This window comes from Coriobacteriia bacterium (genome assembly GCA_018368455.1).
Taxonomy (GTDB): domain Bacteria; phylum Actinomycetota; class Coriobacteriia; order Coriobacteriales; family UMGS124; genus JAGZEG01.
In genome coordinates this window covers 1-24,502 of the sequence record JAGZEG010000010.1, presented here as the reverse complement: position 1 = coordinate 24,502, position 24,502 = coordinate 1, and the positions used below count along the sequence as shown (strand labels likewise).

22 protein-coding genes are annotated in these 24,502 nt (G+C 65.4%); 17 read left to right on the top strand and 5 right to left on the bottom strand.

Going from position 1 to position 24,502, the window contains the following annotated elements:
• Window positions 1-136: 136 nt before the first annotated feature.
• Entirely contained in the window at window positions 137-1,813 is a 1,677-nt protein-coding gene (locus KHZ24_07570; protein MBS5451054.1) for a hypothetical protein, read from the bottom strand.
• A gap of 260 nt (window positions 1,814-2,073) precedes the next feature.
• On the opposite strand from KHZ24_07570, the gene KHZ24_07565 reads away from it, so the two are divergent.
• The 3 genes from KHZ24_07565 to KHZ24_07555 are packed head-to-tail and all read left to right on the top strand — an operon-like array spanning window position 2,074 to window position 4,900.
• Window positions 2,074-3,711 (top strand): molybdopterin-dependent oxidoreductase, encoded by a 1,638-nt coding sequence (locus KHZ24_07565; GenBank protein ID MBS5451053.1) that lies wholly within the window; start codon window positions 2,074-2,076, stop codon window positions 3,709-3,711.
• The gene (locus tag KHZ24_07560; GenBank protein ID MBS5451052.1) at window positions 3,704-4,606 is read left to right on the top strand and encodes a molybdopterin-dependent oxidoreductase; all 903 of its coding nucleotides are present in this window, start codon (window positions 3,704-3,706) and stop codon (window positions 4,604-4,606) included. The genes KHZ24_07565 and KHZ24_07560 overlap by 8 nt, the downstream gene beginning before the upstream one ends.
• Window positions 4,607-4,618: 12 nt before the next feature.
• On the top strand, window positions 4,619-4,900 hold the full coding sequence (locus KHZ24_07555) for a molybdopterin-binding protein (protein MBS5451051.1): 282 nt from the start codon (window positions 4,619-4,621) through the stop codon (window positions 4,898-4,900).
• An 18-nt stretch (window positions 4,901-4,918) separates the two neighbouring features.
• Here KHZ24_07555 and KHZ24_07550 read toward each other — a convergent pair whose 3' ends face one another.
• Together KHZ24_07550 and KHZ24_07545 are read right to left on the bottom strand one after the other, a co-directional pair.
• Window positions 4,919-6,034 carry an endonuclease/exonuclease/phosphatase family protein gene (locus KHZ24_07550; GenBank protein MBS5451050.1) on the bottom strand — a complete coding sequence of 372 codons (1,116 nt, stop codon included), beginning with the start codon at window positions 6,032-6,034 and terminating at the stop codon, window positions 4,919-4,921.
• A 173-nt stretch (window positions 6,035-6,207) separates the two neighbouring features.
• Window positions 6,208-7,074: a bifunctional hydroxymethylpyrimidine kinase/phosphomethylpyrimidine kinase gene (locus KHZ24_07545; protein MBS5451049.1), complete on the bottom strand. Its 867-nt coding sequence runs from the start codon at window positions 7,072-7,074 to the stop codon at window positions 6,208-6,210.
• Between the two features lie 123 nt (window positions 7,075-7,197).
• Between KHZ24_07545 and KHZ24_07540 the strand changes: the two genes are divergently transcribed.
• The 8 genes from KHZ24_07540 to KHZ24_07505 all read left to right on the top strand — a co-directional run bounded on the left by KHZ24_07540 (window position 7,198) and on the right by KHZ24_07505 (window position 15,348).
• Window positions 7,198-8,571 (top strand): coproporphyrinogen III oxidase family protein, encoded by a 1,374-nt coding sequence (locus tag KHZ24_07540; protein ID MBS5451048.1) that lies wholly within the window; start codon window positions 7,198-7,200, stop codon window positions 8,569-8,571.
• Window positions 8,572-8,767: 196 nt separating this feature from the next.
• Complete coding sequence (locus tag KHZ24_07535; protein MBS5451047.1) at window positions 8,768-9,421, top strand: hypothetical protein; 654 nt, start codon at window positions 8,768-8,770, stop codon at window positions 9,419-9,421.
• Window positions 9,422-9,738: 317 nt separating this feature from the next.
• Window positions 9,739-10,005, top strand: a complete 267-nt coding sequence (locus KHZ24_07530) for a hypothetical protein (GenBank protein ID MBS5451046.1) — start codon at window positions 9,739-9,741, stop codon at window positions 10,003-10,005.
• A 24-nt stretch (window positions 10,006-10,029) separates the two neighbouring features.
• Window positions 10,030-10,740: a helix-turn-helix transcriptional regulator gene (locus KHZ24_07525; GenBank protein MBS5451045.1), complete on the top strand. Its 711-nt coding sequence runs from the start codon at window positions 10,030-10,032 to the stop codon at window positions 10,738-10,740.
• Between the two features lie 123 nt (window positions 10,741-10,863).
• A complete protein-coding gene (locus KHZ24_07520) occupies window positions 10,864-11,724 on the top strand; it encodes a methyltransferase domain-containing protein (protein MBS5451044.1) in 861 nt (286 codons plus the stop codon).
• 166 nt (window positions 11,725-11,890) lie between these two features.
• Window positions 11,891-12,358, top strand: a complete 468-nt coding sequence (gene purE / locus KHZ24_07515; GenBank protein MBS5451043.1) for a 5-(carboxyamino)imidazole ribonucleotide mutase — start codon at window positions 11,891-11,893, stop codon at window positions 12,356-12,358.
• 192 nt (window positions 12,359-12,550) lie between these two features.
• On the top strand, window positions 12,551-14,446 hold the full coding sequence (locus KHZ24_07510) for a molybdopterin-dependent oxidoreductase (GenBank protein MBS5451042.1): 1,896 nt from the start codon (window positions 12,551-12,553) through the stop codon (window positions 14,444-14,446).
• Window positions 14,447-14,451: 5 nt separating this feature from the next.
• Window positions 14,452-15,348 carry a molybdopterin-dependent oxidoreductase gene (locus KHZ24_07505; GenBank protein MBS5451041.1) on the top strand — a complete coding sequence of 299 codons (897 nt, stop codon included), beginning with the start codon at window positions 14,452-14,454 and terminating at the stop codon, window positions 15,346-15,348.
• Here the strand turns inward: KHZ24_07505 and KHZ24_07500 are convergent.
• Window positions 15,345-16,322, bottom strand: a complete 978-nt coding sequence (locus tag KHZ24_07500) for a MerR family transcriptional regulator (GenBank protein MBS5451040.1) — start codon at window positions 16,320-16,322, stop codon at window positions 15,345-15,347. The genes KHZ24_07505 and KHZ24_07500 overlap by 4 nt on opposite strands.
• Before the next feature lie 117 nt (window positions 16,323-16,439).
• Between KHZ24_07500 and KHZ24_07495 the strand changes: the two genes are divergently transcribed.
• The 4 genes from KHZ24_07495 (at window position 16,440) to KHZ24_07480 (ending at window position 21,012) form a co-directional block, all read left to right on the top strand.
• Window positions 16,440-16,877 carry a helix-turn-helix transcriptional regulator gene (locus KHZ24_07495; GenBank protein ID MBS5451039.1) on the top strand — a complete coding sequence of 146 codons (438 nt, stop codon included), beginning with the start codon at window positions 16,440-16,442 and terminating at the stop codon, window positions 16,875-16,877.
• 161 nt (window positions 16,878-17,038) lie between these two features.
• A complete protein-coding gene (locus KHZ24_07490; protein MBS5451038.1) occupies window positions 17,039-17,857 on the top strand; it encodes a tyrosine-protein phosphatase in 819 nt (272 codons plus the stop codon).
• 508 nt (window positions 17,858-18,365) lie between these two features.
• Window positions 18,366-20,420 (top strand): indolepyruvate ferredoxin oxidoreductase subunit alpha, encoded by a 2,055-nt coding sequence (locus KHZ24_07485; protein MBS5451037.1) that lies wholly within the window; start codon window positions 18,366-18,368, stop codon window positions 20,418-20,420.
• Window positions 20,413-21,012, top strand: a complete 600-nt coding sequence (locus KHZ24_07480; protein MBS5451036.1) for a 2-oxoacid:acceptor oxidoreductase family protein — start codon at window positions 20,413-20,415, stop codon at window positions 21,010-21,012. The genes KHZ24_07485 and KHZ24_07480 overlap by 8 nt, the downstream gene beginning before the upstream one ends.
• Before the next feature lie 21 nt (window positions 21,013-21,033).
• Here KHZ24_07480 and KHZ24_07475 read toward each other — a convergent pair whose 3' ends face one another.
• The gene (locus KHZ24_07475) at window positions 21,034-22,086 is read right to left on the bottom strand and encodes a carbohydrate kinase (GenBank protein ID MBS5451035.1); all 1,053 of its coding nucleotides are present in this window, start codon (window positions 22,084-22,086) and stop codon (window positions 21,034-21,036) included.
• A 320-nt stretch (window positions 22,087-22,406) separates the two neighbouring features.
• Here KHZ24_07475 and KHZ24_07470 point away from each other — a divergent pair, with 320 nt between their 5' ends.
• Window positions 22,407-24,026, top strand: a complete 1,620-nt coding sequence (locus KHZ24_07470; protein ID MBS5451034.1) for a molybdopterin-dependent oxidoreductase — start codon at window positions 22,407-22,409, stop codon at window positions 24,024-24,026.
• A 17-nt stretch (window positions 24,027-24,043) separates the two neighbouring features.
• The coding region (locus tag KHZ24_07465; GenBank protein ID MBS5451033.1) for a molybdopterin-dependent oxidoreductase at window positions 24,044-24,502 on the top strand (459 nt) is incomplete at its 3' end.

The following is a 24,502-nucleotide window of genomic DNA, read 5'->3' as shown; positions in this document are numbered from 1 at the left end:
ACCGGATGCTGCGGGGCGTTTGGAGCGCCGGGCGCCGCGGGCTCGTTGGGGGCGTGCTGCGGGCACCAGGACGCCTCGGACTGTTTGGGAATGCCGCGGGACACGCTACGCTTGCGGGCGCCGGGCTCCGCGGGCGTTAGGCGCTGACGGAGTAGGCTTCGGCGGGGTCGATGGCCTGCACGAGGGCGTCGAGCTCCTTGAACGAGTGGACGCCGACGGAGGCGTAGAGGTTGCGCACGTGCGTCCTCGTCGTGTTGACGCTCACCATCATCTCCTCGGCAATCTGACCGACGCGCCTGCCTTCGACGAGCAGCTGGGCAATCTCGCGCTCCTTGGGCGTCAGATGGTACCTTCGCGCCAGGTAGTTGCACTTCGCCTGCAGCTCGACCTTCTGGGGGTTGCGGGGACCCCTATCGAGCCGAAGGCCCCACACCTTGCGCGCCTGGTAGTCGTCGCCGACCCAGATGGTGCCGGCCATCAGCAGCAGGAATGCCGCGAGGGTTGACGTTGGCTCCTGCAGGATGTCGGATGACAGCAGGTTGATCTCGAGGTGGCACAGCACGGTGCCCAGTAGGAAGAACGCCATCTTGACGCCGATGGCGATGCGGGCGAGGCTCACGATGCCCAACGACGTCTCTCGGGCCACGTAGAGCAGGGCGAGCACGAGCGCCATGTCATAGAACAGGCTGGCTCCGTTAATCGAGGTCACGGGCAGGTAGGACTCGCTGCCACCGAGCAGGGGCAGCATCAGAAAGCTCGCGGTCGTGAGTGGGAAGACGACCGTGCGCATCCGTGGCCAGACAAACGAGCTGGCTGACGCGCGCATGAAGCAGCCGTAGAACAGGGCGACGGCCAGCAGCGCGCCCGCGGTGTAGGGCAGATTCCGGTCGAAGAACCCGACGATGAGGCTGCTCGCCTCGACGTGCATCATTCCGAACAGAAGGCTGTAGATGGCGAGGTGGAGCAGGGGCTGCCAGGGTAGGTGGACGGCGGCTTGTGCGCCCAGGCCCGCGGAATCGGCGGCGGCGCGGGCAGACGGGGAGCTCGCTACTCCTGACGTGGCATCGTCGTCTTTCGTCGGGCGGTCTGCGATAAGAGGCGAGGGGCCCTTGACGAGGGAACGATCCAGCCCGAGGACGTCATGGACGCGCCGTGCCAGGGGTCCCCACTGGGCCCTGCCGGCCGTGCGATGCAGGCAGAGGACGGAGAGTCCCAACATGGCGACGAGCACGGGCAGGACGGCGATGAGCGCCCCTCCCAGGTAGATGACGAGCGGGAGTGCCACATTGTTCACCAGCACGCTCGTGGCCAGGCAGGCGAACAGGATGAGCGTCGCGTTGCTGAGCGCGAGTTGGGACAGCATGGCGATGCCCAGGATGATGGGGACGATGGCCAGGGCGTTGATGAGCGTCTGGATGAGGGCGGCGGCGAGATAGGCGTCATATCCCAGGCACAGGAAGAACAGCAGGGTGAAGACGAGCAGGGCCGCGCCCGTCGCGTAGACGAGTCGCATGGTGCCGGCGCGCTCGCCGGCAAGACGTCTGGCGCCGTGCAGAATCGGCCGTGTGAGCGCGGCGCCCAGGATGCAGCCAATGGCGTGCGCGTAACAGCTCATGTACGTATAGGGAAGGGGCACCTCGAGGCGGATGGAGATGCCTCCGCACGCGATTTCGTGGAAGGCGGCCCACCAGCTGACGAACAGGCCGGACGTGAGGGCGAGGCCCATTACGAAGCCGTCGAATCGCGTCGCGTGTTCGGGCGTGCGCTCCGGCGTGCTCGCTTCGGCCTCATGCGTACCTTGCGATGAGGACATGCCCATCTCCCTCCGGTGTCGCCTGCGTGCTTTCGCGCCACGTGTCACGCGGTGGTGGCGGCCCGTTTGTCCCGCTTTTTCGCACCGTATCGTGCTCGCGCGTGAGGGCTTTATTGAAGCGCTGAGGTGCGGGGATGTCACTACCAAAAATTTGATGAGGCGCCCTGCGCGCAGATACCGAACTCCTGACGTGGCTTCGCGCGGCCTCGCGGGCGACGATGGGGCCACGTTGGTTAGGTCCCGAGGAGAGAGGAAGCGCGATGATACGAACGACGGGGGAGGGCGGGACGAGGTTGCTCCGCCTTGGCCTGAGGGGGTTGGCCTGCCTGGCGGCGGGCGGCCTCGCTCTGATGCTGGCGCTGGCCAGTCCCGGACATGCCTGGGCGGACGAGGCGACGACGGATGGCGATGCTCCCGTCGTGGGATTTGCGGCGCGCGATGCCGGTCTTCTGCCCGACAACGAGTGGAACACGACGTATGTGAACGCCGGTAACCGCGGATGCAACTCGTGCCACACCGACCTGAGCGACGTGATGGAGTCCGCGCACTCCAGCCTTCCGTTCGACCACCCGATCACGCGCAACGGCTTTTCGGACACGCACAACGCGACGCTGCTTGACGGGTGCCTCTCGTGCCACGACGTGCACAGCGCCGACTACGGCAACTACTTCGCCGACGCCATCCACACGCGCCACTTTAGCAGCACCCAGTTCACCGACACGTTCGGCGGCAACTGCTGGAGTTGCCACGTCGTCACGGACAGCGCCTCGCTGACCGAGCTGGGCACGTGGGACATGAAGCTCTGGGAGGAGGTCATGTACGACGGCGGGCTCGGCGGCTACCCGGACGCCTCGACGAACCCCCTCACACGCGAGTTCCTGCGCCTGCGCGGCCATGAGTCCGGCTACGTCACCGACGTGAGCGCTCCCGAGACGCCGGCCGTCAACGGCGAGATCAGCGTCGAGATGAACCAGGACGTCATCGACGATTTGGGAGACACGTTCACGGCCCTCAACCACAGCGGCGTCTACAACGAGGACAATCTGTACGACAAGAGCCATGACGTGACGCTGACGGGCGTGAAGAACCCGCGCTCGTTCACGTACGACGAGCTGGCGGCCATGCCCCAGACGGAGGTCACGGCGACGAACCAGTGCGTCGTCGCGGGTAGCGCCGGCCACAACATCTATAACGCCACGTACACGGGCGTGAGCCTGAAGTACCTGGTCGAGCAGTGCGGCGGCCTGGCCGATGGCGTGAACCAGGTGTACCTGACGGCCTGGGACGAGTGGGAGAACTGCGCCCTGCAGCAGCCGCTGGCCAACTATTACGACTACGGCATGATCGCACTCAAGATCAACGGCGAGGATCTGCCCTACGACCTGGGCGGCCCGATGGCGCTCGTGTCCCCGGGCGTCGGCGGCGCCTTCTGGACGAAGTGGGTCAAGACGATCGACTTCAACGTCGGCGAGAACCCCGTGGACTTCGTGGCGGCAAACGCCGACGCCATCCCTGGTGACGAGCTCAACTACGTCTCGGCGGCATGGTTCGAGAACGACGGGCTCAACTTCGATCTGGGCCAGCCCATCGAACTGACGGGCTACGCATACGCCTACGCGGTGTCGGTCGCGCCTCTTGAGGCCATCGAGTTCTCGACCGACTTGGGCGCCACATGGCAGCGCGTTGACGTGCCCGAGGATTTTGACCCGCTGCAGTGGGTGCTCTTCGATTTCAGCTGGACGCCTCAGGAGGCCGGCACGTACGTCCTCAAGGTACGCGGCGTCAATGCCAACGGTGCGACGAACGAGGTCGAGGGTGGCATCATCGTGACGGTGAGCGATTCGGACGAGGACGGTGCTGCTGAGGCTGCGGCTCCCGAGGAGGGTTCTGATGAGTAAGACGAAGCGGATTACTGCGGGCGCCGTGGCGGGTGCAGTTAGCATGTCGGCTCTGGCGATTGGTGCCGTGGGCGCGGGAGTGGGCCTGACGGCGGTGTTCGGCGCGGATGGCCTTGGCATGGGGTCTGGTGGCATCGCTCTGGCCCAGGATGCGAATGCCACCGCGCAGTCTGTGGCGATGAGCCAGGGGGCCGAGGCTGCGCAGGTGCGGGTCGCGAGCCACGTCCAGCCTGACGAGGTGCAGGGCACGTTCTCGTTCACGCAGAATGCGCTCAGCACCAACGAGGAGATTGCGGGCACGTTCCGCAAGACGACGGCCGTGCTGTGCAGCTCGCCGTACTACGAGGTGAGCGACCTGTCGTCGTGGGACATCGAGGTGTCTGGCGACGTGGCGACGCCCTACGCGGTCTCGCTGGCGGACCTGGCCCAGGAGAGCGGCCAGACGAGCGTCATGACGTGCGCCTGCTCGAACAACGGGGCCGGCGGGGCAGCCATCATCAACGCGCAGGTGAGCGGCGTGAAGGTGACCGAGCTGGCGGCGCGCGCCGGCATCGACCCTGCGGTGAACGCCGTGCGCTTCACGGCCGCTGATGGCATGCAGAACACGCTGCCGCTCACGTACCTCATGGCGCATGGGGCCACGATCGCCTACGCGGTGAACGGCGAGGGGCTCGATCAGAGCGTAGGCGGCACGAACCAGCTGTGGATCGAGTCGTCCGCGGGGCGCTACTTTACGCGCGACATCGTGAGCGTCGAGTTCCTGGCGCTTGACGAGGCGCCTGCGGAGCCCTCGCTTGACCCAACCGAGTACGAGTACGTGAACCGCCCGAACGTGAGCGCGGAGCTGGGCGCGTCGCCGATCACCGACGAGCTCACCGCGGCGACGGCTGCATAAGGGGGCAGGGACGTGGGAGAACGAACGCAGACGCACCGCGTCGGGCAGCCCGTCGAGCTTTCGGGCTATGCGAGCGACTATGACCGCGCCATCGTGGCCATGCAGTTTAGCCTCAACGGGTGGCGCTCGTGGACGACGTATCCGGTTGAGGGCGCCGACAGCCGGCGATGGGTGCGCTGGTCGTTCTCCTACGTGCCCGAGCAGGCGGGGACGTATCTGTTTGAGGCGCGCAGCGTCAACGAGCTCGGGCAGGTGAGCCCGACGCCCGCCCGCGTCCAGTTTGACGTGGCGTGACGCCGGGCTTCGCGGGCTCTAGGGCCCGACGTCGAGGGTGAAGAGCAGGGCCTGGTGGTCGGAGCCGGCGACGGTGATGGTCTGCATGTCGGCGGCGCGCACGCCCTGGTCGAGGACCATGTGGTCGATGGTGATGAGCTGCGGGATGCCGACGCGGTTCGACGGCCACGTGAAGTCGACGCCTGAGCCCGACGCCTGGGCCGCGTCGACGAAGCGCTCCCCGAGCATCTCGCGGAAGACGCGGTGGTCCATCGTGGCATTGAAGTCGCCCATGAGGACGTAGCGCGCATCCCCCTGTTGGTAAGGCTGTCGGCCAAGCTGCCCCACGAGCTCAATGCTCGACGCCCACTGCGCGCCCCAACGTCCAGTGGGCGCCGTCGTGTGGATAGCGACGAAGCGCAGCCGCTCCCCGCCTGCGAGCCGGACGCTGGCGGCGCAGGCCGGCGAGACCTCGAAGCCCGTCTCGTTGGCGGCTTTGTCTTCGAGTGGCAGGCTCGACCAGATCTGCTGGCCGCGCTCTTCGCCGATGCGGTAGGGGAGTAGGCCAGGAAGCTCGCTTGCCTGCAGGCGGGCGGCGAGCTCGGGCGTGACCTCCTCCAGGGCGAGCACGTCGACGCCCTGCTCGGCGACGATGGCGCAGATTTGGTCGACGTCGGCCTGACCGAAGTACGTGTTGAGCGTCATGGCACGGATGGTGGATGGGGGCGTGGCGGCTGGGGCGTCGGCGGTTCCGGGCTCGCCTGCTGCGGAGGTCCCGCCTTCTGTGGCTTTCGGCTTGTCCGTCCGGCTCGCCGCAAGCGTCTCGTCGGAGAGGTGGCGGCTCGTGTCCAGGTAGAACGGCAGCTGCCAGCAGGCCTGGAGCACGAGGCATGCCGCCGTGAGGGCCGCGACGACGCGGGCGCGCCCCGCCACGGCGAGCACGAGGGCCAGCGCCAGCGGGATGGCGAGCCACGGCGTTGCCGACACGAGCGCCGGGATCGGCCCCACGTGGTCGAGCGGGGCTGGCACGAACCGCAGCGCCACCCATGCCGCCGCCCCGATGCCGATGACCCGTGCCGCCCAGCGAAGCGCCGGCCGGGCCTGACGCGGGCGGAAGAGGGTCGCCTCGCTCGATCTGTTCGCTGCTGTGCCCATCGGCATCCTCGTCTCGCGTTACTGCGCTTCGATTCGCGTACTGTGCCTACGCACTGTGCCCGTCCTGGCTCATGTGCCTTTGCGCGCCGCTTTTCGTGCTCAACTTTATATGAAAAAGCCCGCCTCGCGCGATGGGTGCGAGGCGGGCTTGCGTGCTCGTGGGGTATGCTCGCTTACTTCAGCAGCGCCGCGACCTCGCCGAGGACGGGCTCGAACGAGACGCCGCGCATCTCGTAGTTGGGCTGGTAGCGCGTGATCTCCATGGCGTCGCGCACGAACTCGCCGGCGAAACGCGCTGCCTCGACGAGACCGCGTCCGGCCATGACAGCCGCCGTGAGCCCCGAGGCATACAGGTCGCCCGTGCCGTGCAGCATGTACGGCAGCTTCTCGTGGGCAACCTCGGTCATCGGCAGCCCCTCGCCGGCCACGAAGTTGCGCAGCTTGCCGTCGCCGCGGTCGATGCCCTTGAGCACGACGTTCTTGGCGCCCATGCCCAGAAGCTTCTCGACGATGTCACGCACCTGCTCGTCAGTGAGGTCCTGGCCCGGGTAGTCGCATCCGATGAGGATGGACGCCTCCGTGAGGTTGGGCGTCAGGATATCGGCCCCGTTGGCCAGTGCGCCCATGGCAGCGCACAGCTCGGGCGTGTACGTGGGGTACATCTGACCGCCGTCGCCCATGACGGGATCGACGACGCGCAGAGCCTTGGGATACTCGCGATAGAGGCGCTGGATGACCTCGACCTGCTCGGGTGCGCCGAGGAAGCCGGAGTACACGGCGTCGAGGTCAACGTCCTCCTTCTGCCAGGCGTCGAGGTAACCGGGCAGGATGTCCGTCGTGTCGTGCATCGTGAAGACGGGGTACTTCGTGTGGGCCGAGAACAGCGCCGTCGGCACGGGGCACACGTCGCAGCCACCGGCGGACAGCACGGGGATGGCAACCGTCAGCGAGCACTTGCCGTAGCCACACATGTCATGCACGGCGGCGATGCGGGGAATGTAGTGCTCGGGGCGCTGGTAGAGCGTGGTATCGTTGGGCATGTACAGGCCTCCCAGGGTGTTGGATTCGTGTGCGCATCAGCTTAGTCATTCTCTTGGGTGCACACAATCTATCATCGAAAGAAGACCTAAGAACTTAACAGACCGCATTCGGAGGTTTTCCCGATGCTCTCAGAGAAGCTGCTTTCCAAAACGGTCGAGATCCTGGGCAACAAGTACTTCCATCTGCGCCCCGAGGAAGGTCTCACTGAGTTGCCCGGCCCTGAGCCCGGCCGCAAGTACATGCTCTACATGCATGTTCCGTTCTGCGAGGTGCTCTGCCCCTACTGCAGCTTCAACCGCTTCCCGTTCTCCAGTGAGCGCGCGTTGCCGTACTTCGAGGCCATGCGCGAGGAGATGCGGATGCTCGCGGACAAGGGCTATACCTTCCACGAGGTGTACGTCGGCGGCGGTACCCCGACCGTACTCATGGACGAGCTCGCCAAGACGATCGGCCTGGCGCGCGATCTTTTCCCTACGATCAAGGACGTCTCGAGCGAGACGAACCCCAACCACCTCGTGCCCGGCTACCTCGAGCAGCTCAGCAGCCTCGTGCAGCGCCTGTCTGTCGGCGTGCAGAGCTTCGACAACGGCCTGCTCAAGCGCATGGTGCGCTACGACAAGTACGGCAGCGCCGAGGAGATTCTCGAGCGCATCCAGGCCGTGGCCGAGGCCAAGCTGTTCAAGTCGCTCAACGTGGACATGATCTTCAACTTCCCTGGCCAGACGCCTGAGATGATCGAGCACGACATCGCGTGCGTGAAGAAGTCGGGCGCTAACCAGACGACGTTCTACCCGCTCATGGTGTCGCCGGCCAGCCGCGCTTCCATCGAGAAGACGGTGGGACACGTCGACTACAAGCACGAGGCCGAGTTCTACCACCAGATTTACGACGGCTTCTGCGGCGGCAAGAACCCCGAGTTCCGTCCGAGCAGCTGCTACACCTTCTCGCGCGAGGAGGGGCAGATGATCGACGAGTACGTCGTGAACTACGAGCAGTACCCGGCTGTCGGATCCGGCGGCATCTCGTACCTCAACGGCACGCTCTACATCAACACGTTCAGCCTGCGCGACTACTCCAAGCGCATCTCTGAGGGCCACATGAGCGTCATGGCGCGCACGGTATTCCCCAAGCGCGACGAGATGCGCTACCGGTTCATGATGGACCTGTTCGGTCTGTCTATCGACAAGAAGGCCTGGAAGGAGCGCTTTGGCTGCTCCGTTGCCGCGGGCCTACCGGTCGAGTACATGTTCATGAAGCTGAACGACGCATTCGACCGCGATGACGACGAGATGCTGACGCTGTCTCCCAAGGGCCGCTACCTCATGGTCGTCATGATGCGTCAGTTCTTCATCGGCGTGAACTCTCTGCGCGATCAGGCCCGCGCGGCTCTTCCTGGCGATGAGCACGCGCTCGTGTTCGATGCCTGCGAGGCCGGCAAGAAGGCGAGCGCCGACGCAGTGAACGGTGCGCCGACGGGCATGCCGCCCGTACACTAGGCAAAAAACGCTCGGCTGCGGGGAAGCCACATGCTTTCTTTGCAGCCGAGCCCCGCTAGCACGATCTGTCATCCCACTCACCCTGGCGATGCCCTCTACCTGCGTATATGCGAAGGTACCTTAGGGTCGCGCAAACAGGCGCCACGATGTATGCTTGCACGCATTCGAACGTCGAGGGCGTTTGCGAGGGGGAGCCATGTTCGTGCAGTGCAGCTCGGGTGCGCAAGGTAATGCGTCAGACTTCAGGGCGACGGTGCCGGGTGGGCCGGCTCGCGTGAAGGTGCACAACGTTCAGGGTTCCTTCTCGTTTTCTGCGGCAGGCGGTTCCTCAAAGTCAGAGGTTGCGTGTGTCTCTGCCACCCAGGACGGCGATCTTGCGATAAGCGGCGCCGTCTCTCGCGCGTTTACCGTTCGCTTGGGGGATCCCTGCTGCTCTGCCGTCGGGCCTGTCATAGCGCGTGCTGGCGTCGAAGGGGCCTCCGTCGCCGACCTGCTCAAGCGTGCCGAGGTGTGGGAGGGCGCCAACGTCGTCTCGTTCACGTCGGCCGACGGCTTTGTTGTGCGTCTTCCCCTCGAATACGTGCTCGGCCGTGCGAGTGTCGTGGCCTCGCGCATCGGTGGCGTGCCTGTCAAGGAGAGCGAGGGCTGCGCCAACCAGCTGTGGATCGAGGGCGCTCCGTCCCACTATGCCGTGCGCGATGTCGTTCGCATCGGCGTCGAGCGCGTGCCCGCCGCCAAGGTGCCTGGTTCACCCGCTGTCCCGCTTGCCGGCGGGGCATTCGCAATCAATCCCAACATCGGCGTGCTCAACGGCATTCTCAAGGGGGCGCAGCAGGGCGCGATCGCGTAGAGCGCATCCGTATTTCGAACATCCTCACATGCCCGAATCCCCTCTGTCACGTGTTCTGCAGGGGTAAGTTTTCTATGCGTCAGTTATCTGCGCCGTTGGTATGAACTGGTATCCGTTGTTCTTCTTTGCGCCGTCTTATCATCAGTCTATAATTACCTCAGAGCGCTTTCTCACTACCTGTTCCACACATGGTTGTTGGCGGGTATGATGGCTCAAAGGGATGAAGCGCGCTGCGCGGTAGGTCGGTTTTCCGCAGAGGCGCAATGATGAGGAGCGAGTGAGCGAACGGGGGCGGATTATCTCCCATGGTAGGTGGCGTGCATGGCGAGGTTGGTCGCCCCCTGGTGTTCGAAGGGTATGCCAACGACTATGACCGACGCGTCCGAGCGGTGCAGTTTTCGCTCGACGACGGCGAGACGTGGACGACGTACGAGACGCCCGGCACCGTAGCCGACGCCAACCTCTACTGGCGCTTCGAGTACACACCCGAGCTTCCCGGCGCATACCAGCTGCTCATCCGCTCCGTCAACGAAGACGGCGTCGAGAGCCCCATTCCGGCGTATATCGATTTCTGGGTGGAGTGAGTCGCGGTGAAGGACGTTTATCTGGTGAGTATGGTTCGCGTGACCGTTCCCGAGAACGCCTCAGAGCGACTCGAGCAGGTTCTCGCGTTCATGTCCCAGCACTGCTCTGACGCGACGCTGGCAAGCGTGGCCGCTCACTTCAACTTCCACCCCAACACGGTGTCCGGCCTCATCAAGCGCGAGACGGGCAAGTCGTTTGGCGAGACGTTGCGAGAGATTCGCATGGAGCGAGCTCTGACACTGCTCGACGCGCGAGAGATCCCGGTGGCCCAGGTGGCACGTCTGTGTGGGTACGAGAATCCCAGCAACTTCTACCGCGTGTTCAAAGAGACGTTCGGCATGACGCCGCGCGTCTACATGGCGCAGCGCGACAAGGAGCTCGCGGCTGCAGACAAGCAGGGCACGGCCGAGGCCAGCCTTGTCGAGGACGCTTTTGAGCAGGAGCCTTCTTCCCGTGGGCAGGAGTCTGACGACGCTGATCTCAATGTGCGCTCCGTCCCCGTTGCCCTCTCGACGCCAGTCATCACGGGTATCGATGGCACGCCCCTTCCCAGGGTCCGCGTGAGCGCGCGCGACGGCCAGGGCCGAATTCGCGGCGGGGTGGCGTTGGCGTCTGCCGTGGCCACGCGACAGGGTAGCGCGACGCTGGGCGCGCGCGATGCCGATGCGCCTCGTGTGGGCGATCTTCCCGAGGGCGTGGATCTCGATGTTCTGGGTAACGAGCTGGAACGCTAAGCCTCTCTCGCAGCCTGATCTTGGCATGTGACGCGACCGGGCGTGCCTGATAAGATGGCAGGCCGGGAATGGCGCGATGCCGAGGAATCGGGGCGCTCGCAGCGAGCGCGGAGGGACGTCAGCATGGACAACCTGAGCAGGGGAATCAGCGTCGGCGTCGGCGGCGTTGACTGGGAAGCAGCCTGGCATGCTTACCAGGACGCTCGCACGAAGCCCGGCAACGTCGAGCACTGGGACAAGCGAGCCGCCAGCTACGGTAGCCACAGCAGCAGCGGCGAGTATGAGCGCACGTTTATCGAGCGCTCGGGCATCCAGCCGGGGGAGACCGTGCTCGACATGGGGTGCGGCGTGGGCCTGCTCGCAGTACCGCTTGCACAGATGGGTTGCCGCGTCGTGTGCGCCGACTTCTCCACGAAGATGCTCGAAGCGCTCGACTGCCGTGCGCGTGAGGCCGGAGTGGCCGACCGCATCGAGGCGCACCACCTGGCCTGGGATGATGACTGGCGCGCCGCGGGGATCTTGCCCGAGTCCGTCGACGTGGCCATCAGCTCCCGCTCCATGGCGACATACCATCTCACGTCCGCGATGACGAAGCTCGACGAGACGGCCCGGCGCCGCGTGTGTGCCACGGTGGCGTCAGGGCGCTCCCCGATGAAGGACGAGCGCGCCTATGAAGCCGTGGGCCGCGCTCGCAACGTCGTGAGCGACCACGTGTTTGTCATCAACGTCCTGCTCGCGCACGGCGTATATCCCGAGGTCTCCTACGTCATCACGCACAGCCTGCCCGGCTTTGCCAGCCATGACGAGGCGTTCGAGAAGCTCTCCGCCATGCTGGGTGACGACCTCAACCCTACGGAGCAGGGGCTGCTGCACCGGTTCCTCGACGAGCACTATCGCGACAACCCGGCGGCTTCCGACTACCGTACGTTCGAGGCCGATGCCGAGCGCGAGGTGCGCTGGGCGTTCATCTCCTGGGGGAAGTAAGGCGCATCCTGCGGTCCTGCGAGTGTGATCGTTGCGCTGAATCGCTGGGCTCGGCGAGGGGCGCTCGAGCGGGCCAGACGGCGCGATACCATGGTGGGAGTTGCCAGAAAGCACGGGTGTCGCGCTGGTCGGATGGCTGCGCGGCCTGTCAGAGAGGTGTCCCAGCATGGCTGAAAACACGCCGGTCGTCGGCATCATCATGGGCTCGAAGAGCGACCTCCCTACGATGGAAGGCTGCACGAAGGAGCTCGAGGAGCTCGGTGTTCCCTATGAGCTCGTCATCGCCAGCGCTCACCGCAAGCCTGCCGTCGTGCACGAGTGGGCCGAGTCGGCGGCGGATCGCGGGATAAAGGTCATCATCGCGGCGGCTGGCAAGGCGGCACACCTTGGTGGCGTCGTCGCGGCGTTCACCCCGCTGCCCGTCATCGCTGTGCCGATGAAGACGAGCGACCTGGGTGGTCTGGACTCGCTGCTCTCGATGGTGCAGATGCCCAGCGGCGTGCCCGTGGCGACCGTCGCCATCAACGGCGCCAAGAACGCCGCCATCCTCGCGTGCCAGATCCTGGGCACGAGCCTGCCCGAGTACCGCGAGAAGATCGTTGCCCTCAAGCGGCAGATGGCCGAGGCGGAATAGGCTAATCGCGCGCTGAAGACGCCACGATACGAGCAAAACCTTGCCCCTGGGGATGTCTGCGAACCCCCAGGGGCTTGTTTGTTTCGGGATTGTGGGTAGCTCCCGACCCTCTGAAAATGAAATGCGTACAGATTGCCCCGTCCGCGCTTGGGCGCGCAGGGGATTACGCATGGGAAGGGGAGGGGATTGGCTATGGAGCATGCGCGGCGCCTTCACGTCATCTCTGCAGCGTGTGCGGGGTGCTTCCTGATAGGGGCCCTCGCGTTTGCCGGTTCGGGCATCGCTGAGGAGGCCACGGCATCCAACCAAACGGACACGACCGCATCGACCGCTCAGGAGACGTGGACTTCCGACGACGGAACGACGTACACCTATCTGAACAACCCGACGGCTGCCTCGGGCATCGCCCTCAAGAACAAGGCCTACAGTCCGGACGGCCCCATCGTGACCGAGCTTGCCGACGGGCGGTTCGTGCAGCGCACGCCAAGCGAGGATATCTCGGCTAACTACTCGGCCGAGGGCGCCTACTCACATCCCGCCAGCAACGTGCTGTTCAACGACGCATATCTCAAGGCGGACGAGCGCGGGTGCAACGCGTGCCACGATGACCTGGGTGCCCTGCTCAACAGCGGAGGCTATGGGCACACCGACCTGACGAACGGCATGGGCATCGACGTCACCGTTCAGATGTGCATCGACTGCCACACCGTCGGCGAGGGCTACCAGACCAGCTTCTACGACTTTGGCACGCTCATCCACGGCATTCACCAGGATGTCGCGGACGCCAACTGCATGAGCTGCCATAACGTCACGGAAGACGGCGAGGGCTTCACGCTGTGGGACGTCTCGAAGCACTCCCTCATGCGTGGCATCACGAACGTCTCTGAGCTCGACGGCGACTTTTCGTGGAACCAGACGGACGTCGTGCCTGCTGAGGACCTGTTCAACTACAGCTGGTACTACCGCGGCAGCGACTACCTGCGCAACGAGCGCCAGGCCAATGGCGACGAGCGCGACACGTCCATCTACGACACCTGGACGATCACGATGTCGGGCGAGGTAAACAAAGAGGTCACGTACACGCTGGCCGACCTGATCGCCAACGCGCCGTCCGTGACGAAGGCCGTGACGATGCACTGCACGCTCAACCCGACAAACGGCCCCTACATCGGCAACTGCGTCGTGACAGGCATCCCGCTGTCGTGGCTTATCGAGCAGGCTGGCGGCCTTACTGATGCGGCCTACGGCATGTACGCCTCATCTTCCGACGGCAACGCCAACTCCATGCTTGTCGAAAACCTCGAGGGCAAGGACGCGCTGCTCGTCTACGAGATAGATGGGGAGCCGCTCGAGTGGGACGAGGGCTTCCCCTGCATGCTGTGGGTGGGTGGCACCGGCGCCCCCATCAATGCAAAGGAGCTCTCCGACATCACCTTCGTCGACGATTCGGATGAGGGCGTGTGGGAGTACCTCGGCTGGACGACCGAGGACGGCGAGGGCTACTACAACAAGCCCAACGTCGGCCTCTGGGGAACGCCCGAGGGTCTGTGCGTGCAGGCGGGCGAGCCCTACACGTTCAAGGGCTATGCCTCGGCGTGGGATCAGCCCATCACGGCCCTCGAGTTCTCGATGGACGGCGGTGAGACGTGGTCGTCGTGGGACACGGTCGACGCGAGCGTCAGCCAGTGGGTGAGCTGGCAGTACACGTGGACGCCGCCTGAGGGCGTCGACACGGCCTACGTGCTGCAGGTTCGCGCTCGCACGGCCGATGGCGCCGTGACGCCGGAGCCCGTCGAGGTTATGGTGAACGCCAAGAGCGACCTTGACGCGTTTGCCCAGCAGGTGCGCGACGCCGAGGGCACGGTTGACGGGCTGGCCGACAACCAAGCTGTCATCCCCGGCAACATCGGCACGAACGAGGGCGGCCCGCTCGAGATCCTCGATGATCCCCAGGGCTATGCGGCAAACCTGAGTGACGGTACATCGACGCCGAACTTTGCACTGTGGACTGGCGCGGCCGACGCTACAACGGGCGGCACGGGCGATGGGTCCGCTGCGGGAGACGCGGCTAAGACGGAGGGGGAGTGATCGCGATGACGCAGGTAAAGGAGGGTATCGTGCGCGAGTCTGCACTTCAGGCGGCGCGTAAGATGTCGACGTTGGGTGTCATCGGCGGTGCGGGGCTTGTGAGCGCCGCGGCCGGTCTGGCTCTCGCTCAGCCTGCGCAGGCGCTTGCGGCTGGTGTGGATACTCTGGTCGATCAGCCCGCCACGGTCGTCGTCTCGTCGCACGAGGCCACCAGCCTCACGGGCGAGCGCGTTGAGTCGCCACAGGTCATCGGGTCGTTCTCGTTTAGCCAGGGCGTCGTCACCCCGACAAGCGATATCGCAACATCGCTGGGCAAGGGCGTCGACACCGTGCTGTGCTCCGGCGGGGAGGCCTCGGCAACCTCTGCGGAAACCCCAGCTGCCGATGCGGCCGACTGGCAGATCACGGTGGACGGCGACGGCGTGAACACCGCGTTTACCGCGACGGTTGGCGAGCTTGCCAAGGACGGCGCACAGACACAGGTTCTCGGCTGCACGTGCGCGGGCAACCCCGCCGACGGCCGCGCGACGGCGAACGCGCAGTGCACGGGCATCTCCATCGCGTCCATTCTCGACCTCGCGGGCCTGCAGGAGGAGGCAAACGCCATCACGTTCGTCTCGTCGGACGGCTATGAGGTGAGTCTTCCTCTCTCGTACGTGCGCCAGCGTGCCAGCATGATCGTCTACCAGGTGAACGGCGAGCCGCTCGAGAACAGCATGGGCGGCACGAACCAGCTGTGGCTCGGGTCGACGTCTGCGCGCTACTTCACGCGCGACGTGGTCGAGATCCGCGTGAGCTGCGAAGACGAGGCGAACATCCCGCCGATCCCCGGGACGCCGGAAGCCGGCGACTCGCGTACGAACCTGCCGAATGTCGGCGTGCTGAACGGGCAGTCGCTCTAGTGTGAGAGGCGGCCCGTCTCCCTCCAGCAGCTCATGGCGTCGTGCTGGGAGACGGGCCGCCAGCCTGACTGCCCCTTGAAGCGGACGGGCAGGCACATGCGATAGAACATCTCGCGCCCCTCGAACAGAAACGCCGGCCCGTCGGCAATGACCTCGCCGATGTAGTCCCCGGCGGGTTCCATGCCCCGGCGGTCGCACTCGTCAAACATCTTGAGGAGATCGACGTTTTCTCGCTCGCGCCCGTCGTCCGTGAAGATGCCGTCGTTGTATTTGACGAGGTAGCAGCCGGCGGGGATGCTTCTCGACCGAGCGTAAATGTCTTCGCCGAAGGCAGGCGTGACGAACACGAATGCCCTGCTGTATCGAATGCGGCGTGCGGCGAGGTCGCTTTGGGATATGACGCAGCCCACGTTTCGAAACAGCGAGACGGGCCATCCCTGATCGCAGATCTGCTGGCGCACGTGCCGCAGGTCGAGCTCCCACTTCTGGATGGCATCGATGCCCCTGTTCTCGGGAGAGGCCTCGCTGCATGCGAGCTCGAACTCGAGAATGTGGCGTTCGGGAATGGCCTCGAGAGAGATGGCGCCAAACGGGGGCTTGTTGAGATAGGTCTCGCATGAGCGCAGGATGTCCCCGCTTACCTGGTGCGCCATCTTGAGCTCACCCATGCGATCCTCTATTTGCTCGGCGTGCTCCCTCACCTGGTCGCGCAAAGAGACGACGTCCCTGTCCGCCAGCGTTTTTGCTATCTGGTTGAGGGAGAATCCCAGGATGCTGAGCTGCTGGATCATGTCGAGCGTAGCGCACTGGGCCAGGGTGTAATAGCGGTAGCCCGTCTGCGGGTCCGTCTTGGCCGGCTCGAGGATACCCTTGCTCTGGTAGAGCCGCAGCGCCTTCTCGCTCACGCGGTTGAGCTGCGCCATCTGGCCGATGGTGTACAGCCGCGTGCCATCCTCGTCCACGAGCTCCCTCATCGCGATCTCCCCCTTGCGTCTCGCGCCACCCTGGCATCTGGCATACATCTTATCCGCCCGATGCCCCTTGAGCTTGTCTCTGGGGCAAGGTTTACCGTCTCAAAGAGATTTGGCTTTGTGGGATTCGTGGGGGATGCGGGGGACGAGATGACGCAGACAAACGTGGTAAGCACGGTGCACCTGAGGGTGCCGGACGGTTCGATGTCTCCCTGGCTGCACGAGGTTCTTGCCTACATGGCACAACATTGCGCCGACGCGACGCTGACGGGCGTTGCTCGCGCGTTTGGATGCCACCCCAACACGATCTCGACGACCATACGTCACAAGCTGCGCACGACCTTCGCCGACCTGCTGCTCGAGATGCGCATGCAGCGGGCGGCGTCGCTGCTCTCTCACGGCATCCCCTCACGCAGCGTTGCCGAGTGCTGCGGCTACAGTGACCTTGCTTCTTTTGGGCATGCGTTTCGCCGCCGCTTCGGCGTGACGCCAAGCCAATGGGCTGGCGCAGAGCGGGATCTATGCGAAATGGACCTGGCTGTTTCTGCAGGTAGATAGCGTCTACGTAAATCTTTATGAGGAACATCGGCCGCAATGTCGATGGGTTATGCCTGCTAAGTTGTCGGAAGGGTATTGCGGATGACCCTGGGGCATGGAGTATCGTGAGGAATACAGAGCTGGGGTGAATGGTCCGCGGGCGCCGTGGGGAGGGAAATGCCGTGTCGAGAGGGATGTCCGCCGTTGTTGATGCGCCGTCGACGCATCTGACTGTTGTCGAGGGGGCGACGGCTCCTGACGTGCTGTATGCGCGCTTCGGACTGAGGCCGGCATTTACGAGCGCGGCCGGGGCTCCGGTGTGGCGCTCTCGCTCGCCCCACATGGCCGACGCTCGGGATGTGGAGTTCCTCGAGACGCTGGGGCTCACCGAGGTGTGGGATCTCCGCTCGCCCGTCGAGCGCGAGTCTGCGGGCGGCTTTCCGCTTGCTGGTTTGGGCGCGGACCTGCACGAAGCTGCCGAGCACCTGTATCCGCCGGCGCACCATGGCCCCATGACGACCAAGGACGTGCCTGGCGTGCCCGGTGCGGCCGGCGACGTGCTTGCCGGACAGCTCAAGCACGAGAGGCAGGGCAGGCGACAGCCGGGCGAGCGCATGCGCGAGGTCTACCAGGGGCTCGGCGAGCATGCTGAGGTGCTGGCGCCTACGATTCGCGCGCTGGTGGGCGCCACGGGGCCCGCGCTGGTGTACTGCACGTCGGGCAAGGATCGCACCGGGGTCGTGTGCTACTGTGCGCAGCGAGCGCTCGGTGCGAGTCACGACGAGGCGCTGGCGTCCTATCTGGCGACGAACAAGGCAAACGCGCGGGTGAACTCCGACGACTTGCTGGCGCTGGGGGAGCGCGGCGTGCCACCGTGGCGCTTGGAGGTGGCGCTGTCGCTGTTCCTTGCCAAGGAGGAGTACCTCGAGGTGTTCCTGGACGTCGTGTGCGCGGCGTATGGTTCCCTGGAGGCGTATCTCGAGCGCTGCCTACGGGGTTAAGGGCGGTAAGTTAGACGAGGGGCTATGATGTGCCCCGAATGTGGATTTATGGAAGCCACGGGTGCCAGACGAGGAAGTCCGCCTGCGTGCCGGGATTTGACTTGCTACAATGGGGGCAGAGCGACGGCCCGAGGGCGGCCCCTTTCTTACATGGTGCGGGGTCTTCGGGTTAGCCGTTCCTTGGTCCAGAGCCCCGTTGCAGCGGGGCTCTTATTTTTTGCGATCCCGCCGAACAATCTCGTAGTGATCAAAGAACTCAATCACTACCAACGCGACTGATGCGAGGGAGCCGACCAGTACGGCTATCTGATCAACGGACATAGGCCACCTCCTTTCCAGGAGCGGCCAACCCGCCCGCGCAGCCGTCGCTCTGCCCTTGTTTCAAAGGTACGCTCCAACGTGTGGGAACGGGAAGTTAACACTCCACAGTTGTGGCCAAAGAGCCGAAGTTCTCCACGAGCAGGGCTGGTATCATCGAGGCCTGCAACGGGAGAGAGGGCGGCGGAGTATGGGTGATCAACCAAGCGTAATCAACGGCGGGAGAGTCCCTGCGGAACGGCGATTGCTTGCTGGCAACGAGGCCATTGCGCTGGCGGCCATTGTCTCTGGCGTCAACGTGGCATGCGGCTATCCCGGCACGCCGTCGACGGAGATCGTCGAGACAATCGCGCGGCACAATCCCGCCAATGCCATCCACGTCGAGTGGTCTACGAACGAAAAGGCTGCCCTCGAGCTTGCCGCGGGCGCCAGCTACTCCGGTGCGCGCGTCATCATGACGTGCAAGCAGGTGGGCATGAACGTCGCGAGCGATCCGCTCATGAGCTTGGCATACGTTGGCTGTGTCGGGGGTCTCGTCATCGTCGTGGCCGACGACCCTGGCCCCATCTCGAGCCAGACGGAGCAGGACAGCCGCCAGTTCGCGCAGTTTGCGCACGTGCCGGTGCTCGATCCTGCCTCACCCGAGGAAGCCTATGCGATGGTCGGAGCGGCCTTCGAGCTCTCCGAGGCACACGGCTGCCCCGTTATCCTGCGCCCCACGACGCGCGTCGACCATGGCTGTGCCTCGCTTGAGGTTCCCACAGAGAAGGCGCTTGCGAGCATTCCGCGCCACCCCATCGCCGGCTTTAAGAAGGACCCGCGCTTCGTTATCTTCCCGCCGCTTGCACGCCGTGGACACGAGCGTATGGCGGCTGATCTGCCGCGCATTGCGGAGGAGTTCGACGCGAGTCCCTTCAATGTGCTCGAAGACCATGCGACACCCGATTGCGAGCTCTACCTCGGCATTGCGTGCGGTGGGGATTCCCGTGGCTACGTGCGCGAGGCGCTGGCCCGACTTGAGGCCCTCGCCTCTCGATACGACGGAGATTGCCAGGGCGTCGTAGCAGAAGGGGCCCTTCCGTCGTATCGACTGCTGGAGGTGGGCACGCCGTTTCCGTTCCCTGAGGGCCTGGGGCGTCGCTTCTTGGACGGCTTGGCTGACGTGCTCGTGGTCGAAGAGCTTGAGCCCGTCATCGAGCGCAACTTGCTGCAGCTCACAGGCCCCGTTGCCGCTGACGCTCCCATTCTGAGCTGTCCGGTGAGCATTCATGGTCGCCTGGACGGAACGACTCCCGCGGCTGGCGAGTACGGCGTCGATCGCGTGCTGCCGATCCTGGCTGACTTCCTGGGCGTGAGCGCACTGCTCGAGCCCAACGATGCTGAGGTCTTCGCCGAATCTCCCGCCGAGCTTCTGCCCCCGCGCCCGCCCGTGCTGTGCGCGGGCTGCCCGCATCGCGCGTCGTTCCTCGCGGTCAAGGCGGCCGTCGGGCGTCGAAACGCCGTCTATGCGGGTGACATTGGCTGCTATACGCTTGGATGCAACCATCCGCTTGATGCCACGGACACATGCCTGTGCATGGGTGGCGGCGTTACGGTGGCGCAGGGTCTGGCCACGGCGGCTCATCTTGCCGGCGATGACGAGACGCTGCACGTTGGCTTTGTCGGTGACTCCACGTTCTTTGCCAGCGCGATGACGGGCATCGCCAACGCCGTCTATAACCAGCACCGCCTCTGCCTCGTTGTGCTCGACAACGCGACGACGGCCATGACCGGTTCGCAGCCACATCCGGGCACCGGGGTCACGCTTATGGGCACGCGCTCCGAGCCCATCTCCATCCCCGAGGTGTGCCGCGCGTTGGGATGCGAGGTCGTCGAGGTTGCCGACCCGCTCGATTTCGAGGCAGCGCGCGCGGCGGCCGAGCGTGCCCTGGACTGCGAGCATGTGTCGGTTGTCGTGTACGAAAGCCCCTGCGTGCAGCTGTTCCGGCCCCTGCCTGCGGTGAGCGTACGCGCCGGCGCGTGCACGGGCTGCGGCGCCTGCGTCCGCAAGACGGGTTGCCCCGCGCTGTCGATGGGTGCCCCGGTGGCAGGAGAGCGGCGTGGCAAGGCACACGTTGACGCCTCGCTGTGCAACGGGTGTGACCTGTGCGTACGCTTGTGCGCGTTCGGCGCGTTGGAGACGCCGCGGGCTGGCCTGACACCCGAGCAGCGGGATCAGCTGAGAAGGGAGGCCGGCCGTGGCTAAGTTCAGCTGCCTGGTCGTGGGCGTGGGCGGCCAGGGCGTCGTTCTGGCAAGCCGGCTGATCGCCGACGCTTGCATGGCGCGCGGCGAGTTCGTGCGCACAGCCGAGACGATCGGCATGGCGCAACGTGGCGGGAGCGTCGCGAGTCACGTGCGCGTGGCGACGGACGCGGCTGATCTGCCGTCGAGCCTCATCCCTTCGCACGGGGCCGACCTTGTCCTGGCGTTTGAGCCCGGGGAGGCGGTGCGCGCGGCGGATTTCCTTACCCCGGGCGCGTCGGTCGTCTGTGCGGCGAGCCCCGTTGTCCCGAGCGTTGCAGCAACGTCGGGCTATGACGGGTCGGCCCAGTTGGCGTGGCTTGCGGACAACGTTGCGCCGGAGCGCCTTGCCCAGGTGGATCCCGCCGTGCTTGTGGCGGAGAGGCTCTCTCCGCGGTGCCTTAACGTGCTGCTGCTCGGGGCCGCCGTGGGTCTTGGCGCGCTGCCGTTCGGCGTTGACGAGCTCGCCGACGCCCTGCGCCGCCGCATGAAGCCGGCTCTTGTCGAGATGAACCTGCGCGCTCTCCAGCTGGGGCGAGACGGCGTCAGGGTCTAGGCTTCGATGCCGGTATCTCGGCTAACGGGAGCTTGCTGCCAGCTGTTCTTCGACCTGCGTGCGAGTCGGCATCGCGGGCATGCCGCCGCGACCCCGTACGCAACACGCGGCTGCGGCGCAGGCGAAGTTTGCACAGGCCGTCAGGTCGTCGGCGCCCAGCGCGTCAATGTCCGCTGCCGTGTGCACGCCACGATCGTGGAGTAGCCAGGCGAGCACGGCGCCCCAGAAGGCGTCCCCCGCTCCCGTGGTGTCCACGCTTCGCGAGGGACAAGCCGGGACGCTGACCTGTGCCGCATGCGTGGCGAGGTAGGCGCCCTCGCCTCCTCGTGTGATGGCGACGAGCCTGACGCCGCGGGCCAGCGCCATGTTAGCCGCCTCGCTCGCGTCTGCAGTTCCGAAGACGAGGTGCGCTTCGTCGTGGTTGAGCTTGAGCAGGTCTGCCGAGCCGAGCGGCCCGGTCATCTCCTCGATAGCCGTCTGGGCGTCGGGCCACAGCGCGGGTCGATAGTTGGGATCGTAGCTGATGAGCGCCCCGGCGTCGGCGGCCTCCCGAACGGCGAACATCGTGGCGGAGCGCGCGGGGTCGTTGGTGAGCGAGATGGATCCCACGTGCAGCACTCGGCAGGTGTCGAGCGCCTCAAGACTCACCTCGTCGGGGTGCAGCAGCGTGTCGGCGCCGGGCTTGCGAGCAAACGTGAACGAGCGCTCGCCGGTGTTCGGGTCAACCTCGACGAACGCGAGCGTCGTGCAGGCTTCGCAGTCCTGCAGCAGGCCGTTCGTGTTTACCCCCTCTGCTTCGAGGGTTGCGCGCAGGAAGTCCCCAAGGCCGTCGGCTCCCACCTTACCCACGAACTGGGTGCTTAGCCCTAGGCGCGCTGCCGCAACGAGCACGTTTGCGGGTGCACCGCCAGGGTTGCGCTCGAACAACGCCTGGCCGGTCGGGGAAGTGCCAGCCTGCGTGAAGTCGATAAGCAGCTCGCCGAGAGCGACGAGGTCCGTTGTCTTGGGTGCGCCTGCACCGAGATCGGACGCGATAGGGGCGCTCTCGTCAGGCAGGGGCGTTGCGATGTCCATGGGTTCTCCAATGCCGCGGTGCGGGGCAGGCGCCGGTGCGGCCTGTGTGCGATACGCTACCACCGAACAGTGCACTTTAGGTAGAGGACGCCCCAAATCTCGGGTCTGTTGTCGGGTCTGCAGCGTGCACTTGTGACCAAAAGCGGCCCCTGTCGTCCTATCTTTTCTATTACCCGGCACGCTTTTCTTCGGGGCCTTGCGCTCATAGGTTTCTTCGTTTCCGCAGCTCATATGCTCAGTAAATACGTATGATTGCCGCTTATCCCCCTCAAGCCCAAACTTTTTTCAGCGCATGAGCCACGACGAGAGGGAGGAAAGTGATGCGGAAGACGACGATCGTGAGGCGTACGCTGGGAGGTGCGTTTGCCCTGGCGCTTGCTTGCTGTGCGGTTGTGCCCGCGCTCGCAGACGAGGGCGCGGCGGGCTCGGCTGCCGACACGGCGGCGGCGTCGCAGCAGGGTTGGTCCGACGAGGCCAAGGAGCTCGCGGCCGAGGACACCCGCATGGGCAACACCATCGGCTACAACGGTGGCGTTGACTACTGGGGCGAGTACCAGAACTACATCGACAACGTGCAGTACGCCGACCGTGACGCAGCCAACGCCGAGGTCGAGGCTCCCAAGCGCTACGTCGACTACTACGGCAACATCTACCAGCCTGTCCCGAGCGACCCGTCCGGCTGGAACAACACGTACCTTAACGCCGACAACCGCGGCTGCATGAGCTGCCACAAGTCCATGGACGACATCATGATCAACATGGACACGCGCCACGACGTCTACGTCGAGGGCTATCCGGCGACGGTCACGATTGCCAACTGCATCGGCTGCCACAACCCGAACCCGATGCCGGGCAAGAACCCGATGTACGTGACGATGCACGGCCTTCACAACGGCAACGCCGCGTTCCAGGCCCTGGGCGGCTCGTGCGAGTCGTGCCACTTCATCAACTCCGAGGGCGAATTCGAGATGTGGGATCTCGCCAAGTACGATCAGTACCAGGGCCTGATCGACGTGGCGGCCGAGGACGCGAACCTCGACGTCACCTACGACCAGGACACGATCTCCGAGAACGACGAGCAGTTCTTCAAGTCGTTGTGGGAGGAGCCGTCGAGCTGGCGTGCAGACTCTGACCCGGCCGTGGCCGACGAGTGGATTGTCACCATCGGCGGCGACGTCGAGAACCCCATCGAGATGAGCGTCTCCGAGCTCAAGGAGAAGTTCGGCACCAAGACGTACACGATGGTGCAGCAATGCATCGAGAACGGCACCGGCAACCCCTGGATCTTCCAGGCGGAGTTCACGGGCATCCCGATGAAGGACATCATCGACTACGTGAAGCCGGCCGACAACGTCAACAAGTTCAAGTACAGCTCCGAGGACGGCTACAGCCTTATGCCCATCTCGCTGGCCGACGTCGAGCAGGACGAGTGCCTGCTCGTGACGGAGATCAACGGCGAGACGCTGCCGGCGACGCAGGGCTGGCCGCTGACGCTGGCCGTGCCGCGCGGCTCGGCTGCGAGCTACGTCAAGGCGCTGCAGGGCTTCGACTTCATCTATGACGAGGCGACGGCCAAGGCGGCCGAAGAGGCCTCTGGCGAGGAGGCCGAGGAGGAGGCCGGCATCCCGAACGCCGGCGTGCTGAACTACCCCGACGGCAAGGTGTTCGAGAACGGCGAGACCGTGCACCTCGAGGGCTTCGCTGACGCGTTCGGCGACCCGATCAGCAAGATTCAGTACTCGCTGGACGGTGGCGAGAGCTGGACGGAGCTCGACACGCCCGACAGCGACCCGATGAAGTGGGTCTACTGGCGCCTCGACTTCACGCCCCCGCAGGCCGGTAGCTACTTGCTGAAGGTTCGCGCGTACTGCCAAGGCGAGAGCGGCACCGAGTACGAGCCCGTGCGCGACACGAACTTCCTGTTCACGGTCGACGAGTAAGCGAGGAGGAGACACCCATGAAGAACTACACGAAGACCCTGCTCGCGAGTGGCATCGGCGCCTCGATGGCGCTCAGCGGCGCCGCGATGGCCCTGGCCTCCGACGCGCCTGCCGCCCCGTCCGCCGACCAGCCCGCCGCCGTCGCAAGCTCCGAGAGCGCCGTGGCCGGCGCGGTGGCCGCCGACGCCTCCGAGGGGACGTTCTCCTTCGACCAGGCCACGATCACGCCCAACGAGGCCATCGCCTCCACGTTCCGCGGGGCTGTGGGGACCCTCTGCCAGGCCACCGAGGACTTCGCCCAGGTGAACCCGCTGGAGTGGCAGCTGACGGTGAGCGGCGAGGTGTCCGAGGGGTTCACCGCCAGCGTCGACGAGCTTGCCGGCGAGAGCGCCGTCAGCCAGGTCATGACCTGCACCTGCGGCGGCAACCCCGCCGACGGCCGGGCCATCATCACGGCCGACGTCAAGGGCATCCCG

Coding starts and splice junctions, on each gene's coding strand:
- KHZ24_07510 (MBS5451042.1), top strand. CDS start 12,551: ATGGAGCATGCGCGGCGCCTTCACGTCATCTCTGCAGCGTGTGCGGGG.
- KHZ24_07505 (MBS5451041.1), top strand. CDS start 14,452: ATGACGCAGGTAAAGGAGGGTATCGTGCGCGAGTCTGCACTTCAGGCG.
- purE (MBS5451043.1), top strand. CDS start 11,891: ATGGCTGAAAACACGCCGGTCGTCGGCATCATCATGGGCTCGAAGAGC.
- KHZ24_07500 (MBS5451040.1), bottom strand. CDS start 16,322: ATGAGGGAGCTCGTGGACGAGGATGGCACGCGGCTGTACACCATCGGC.
- KHZ24_07540 (MBS5451048.1), top strand. CDS start 7,198: ATGCTCTCAGAGAAGCTGCTTTCCAAAACGGTCGAGATCCTGGGCAAC.
- KHZ24_07485 (MBS5451037.1), top strand. CDS start 18,366: ATGGGTGATCAACCAAGCGTAATCAACGGCGGGAGAGTCCCTGCGGAA.
- KHZ24_07475 (MBS5451035.1), bottom strand. CDS start 22,086: ATGGACATCGCAACGCCCCTGCCTGACGAGAGCGCCCCTATCGCGTCC.
- KHZ24_07520 (MBS5451044.1), top strand. CDS start 10,864: ATGGACAACCTGAGCAGGGGAATCAGCGTCGGCGTCGGCGGCGTTGAC.
- KHZ24_07550 (MBS5451050.1), bottom strand. CDS start 6,034: ATGGGCACAGCAGCGAACAGATCGAGCGAGGCGACCCTCTTCCGCCCG.
- KHZ24_07565 (MBS5451053.1), top strand. CDS start 2,074: ATGATACGAACGACGGGGGAGGGCGGGACGAGGTTGCTCCGCCTTGGC.
- KHZ24_07560 (MBS5451052.1), top strand. CDS start 3,704: ATGAGTAAGACGAAGCGGATTACTGCGGGCGCCGTGGCGGGTGCAGTT.
- KHZ24_07570 (MBS5451054.1), bottom strand. CDS start 1,813: ATGTCCTCATCGCAAGGTACGCATGAGGCCGAAGCGAGCACGCCGGAG.
- KHZ24_07470 (MBS5451034.1), top strand. CDS start 22,407: ATGCGGAAGACGACGATCGTGAGGCGTACGCTGGGAGGTGCGTTTGCC.
- KHZ24_07535 (MBS5451047.1), top strand. CDS start 8,768: ATGTTCGTGCAGTGCAGCTCGGGTGCGCAAGGTAATGCGTCAGACTTC.
- KHZ24_07545 (MBS5451049.1), bottom strand. CDS start 7,074: ATGCCCAACGATACCACGCTCTACCAGCGCCCCGAGCACTACATTCCC.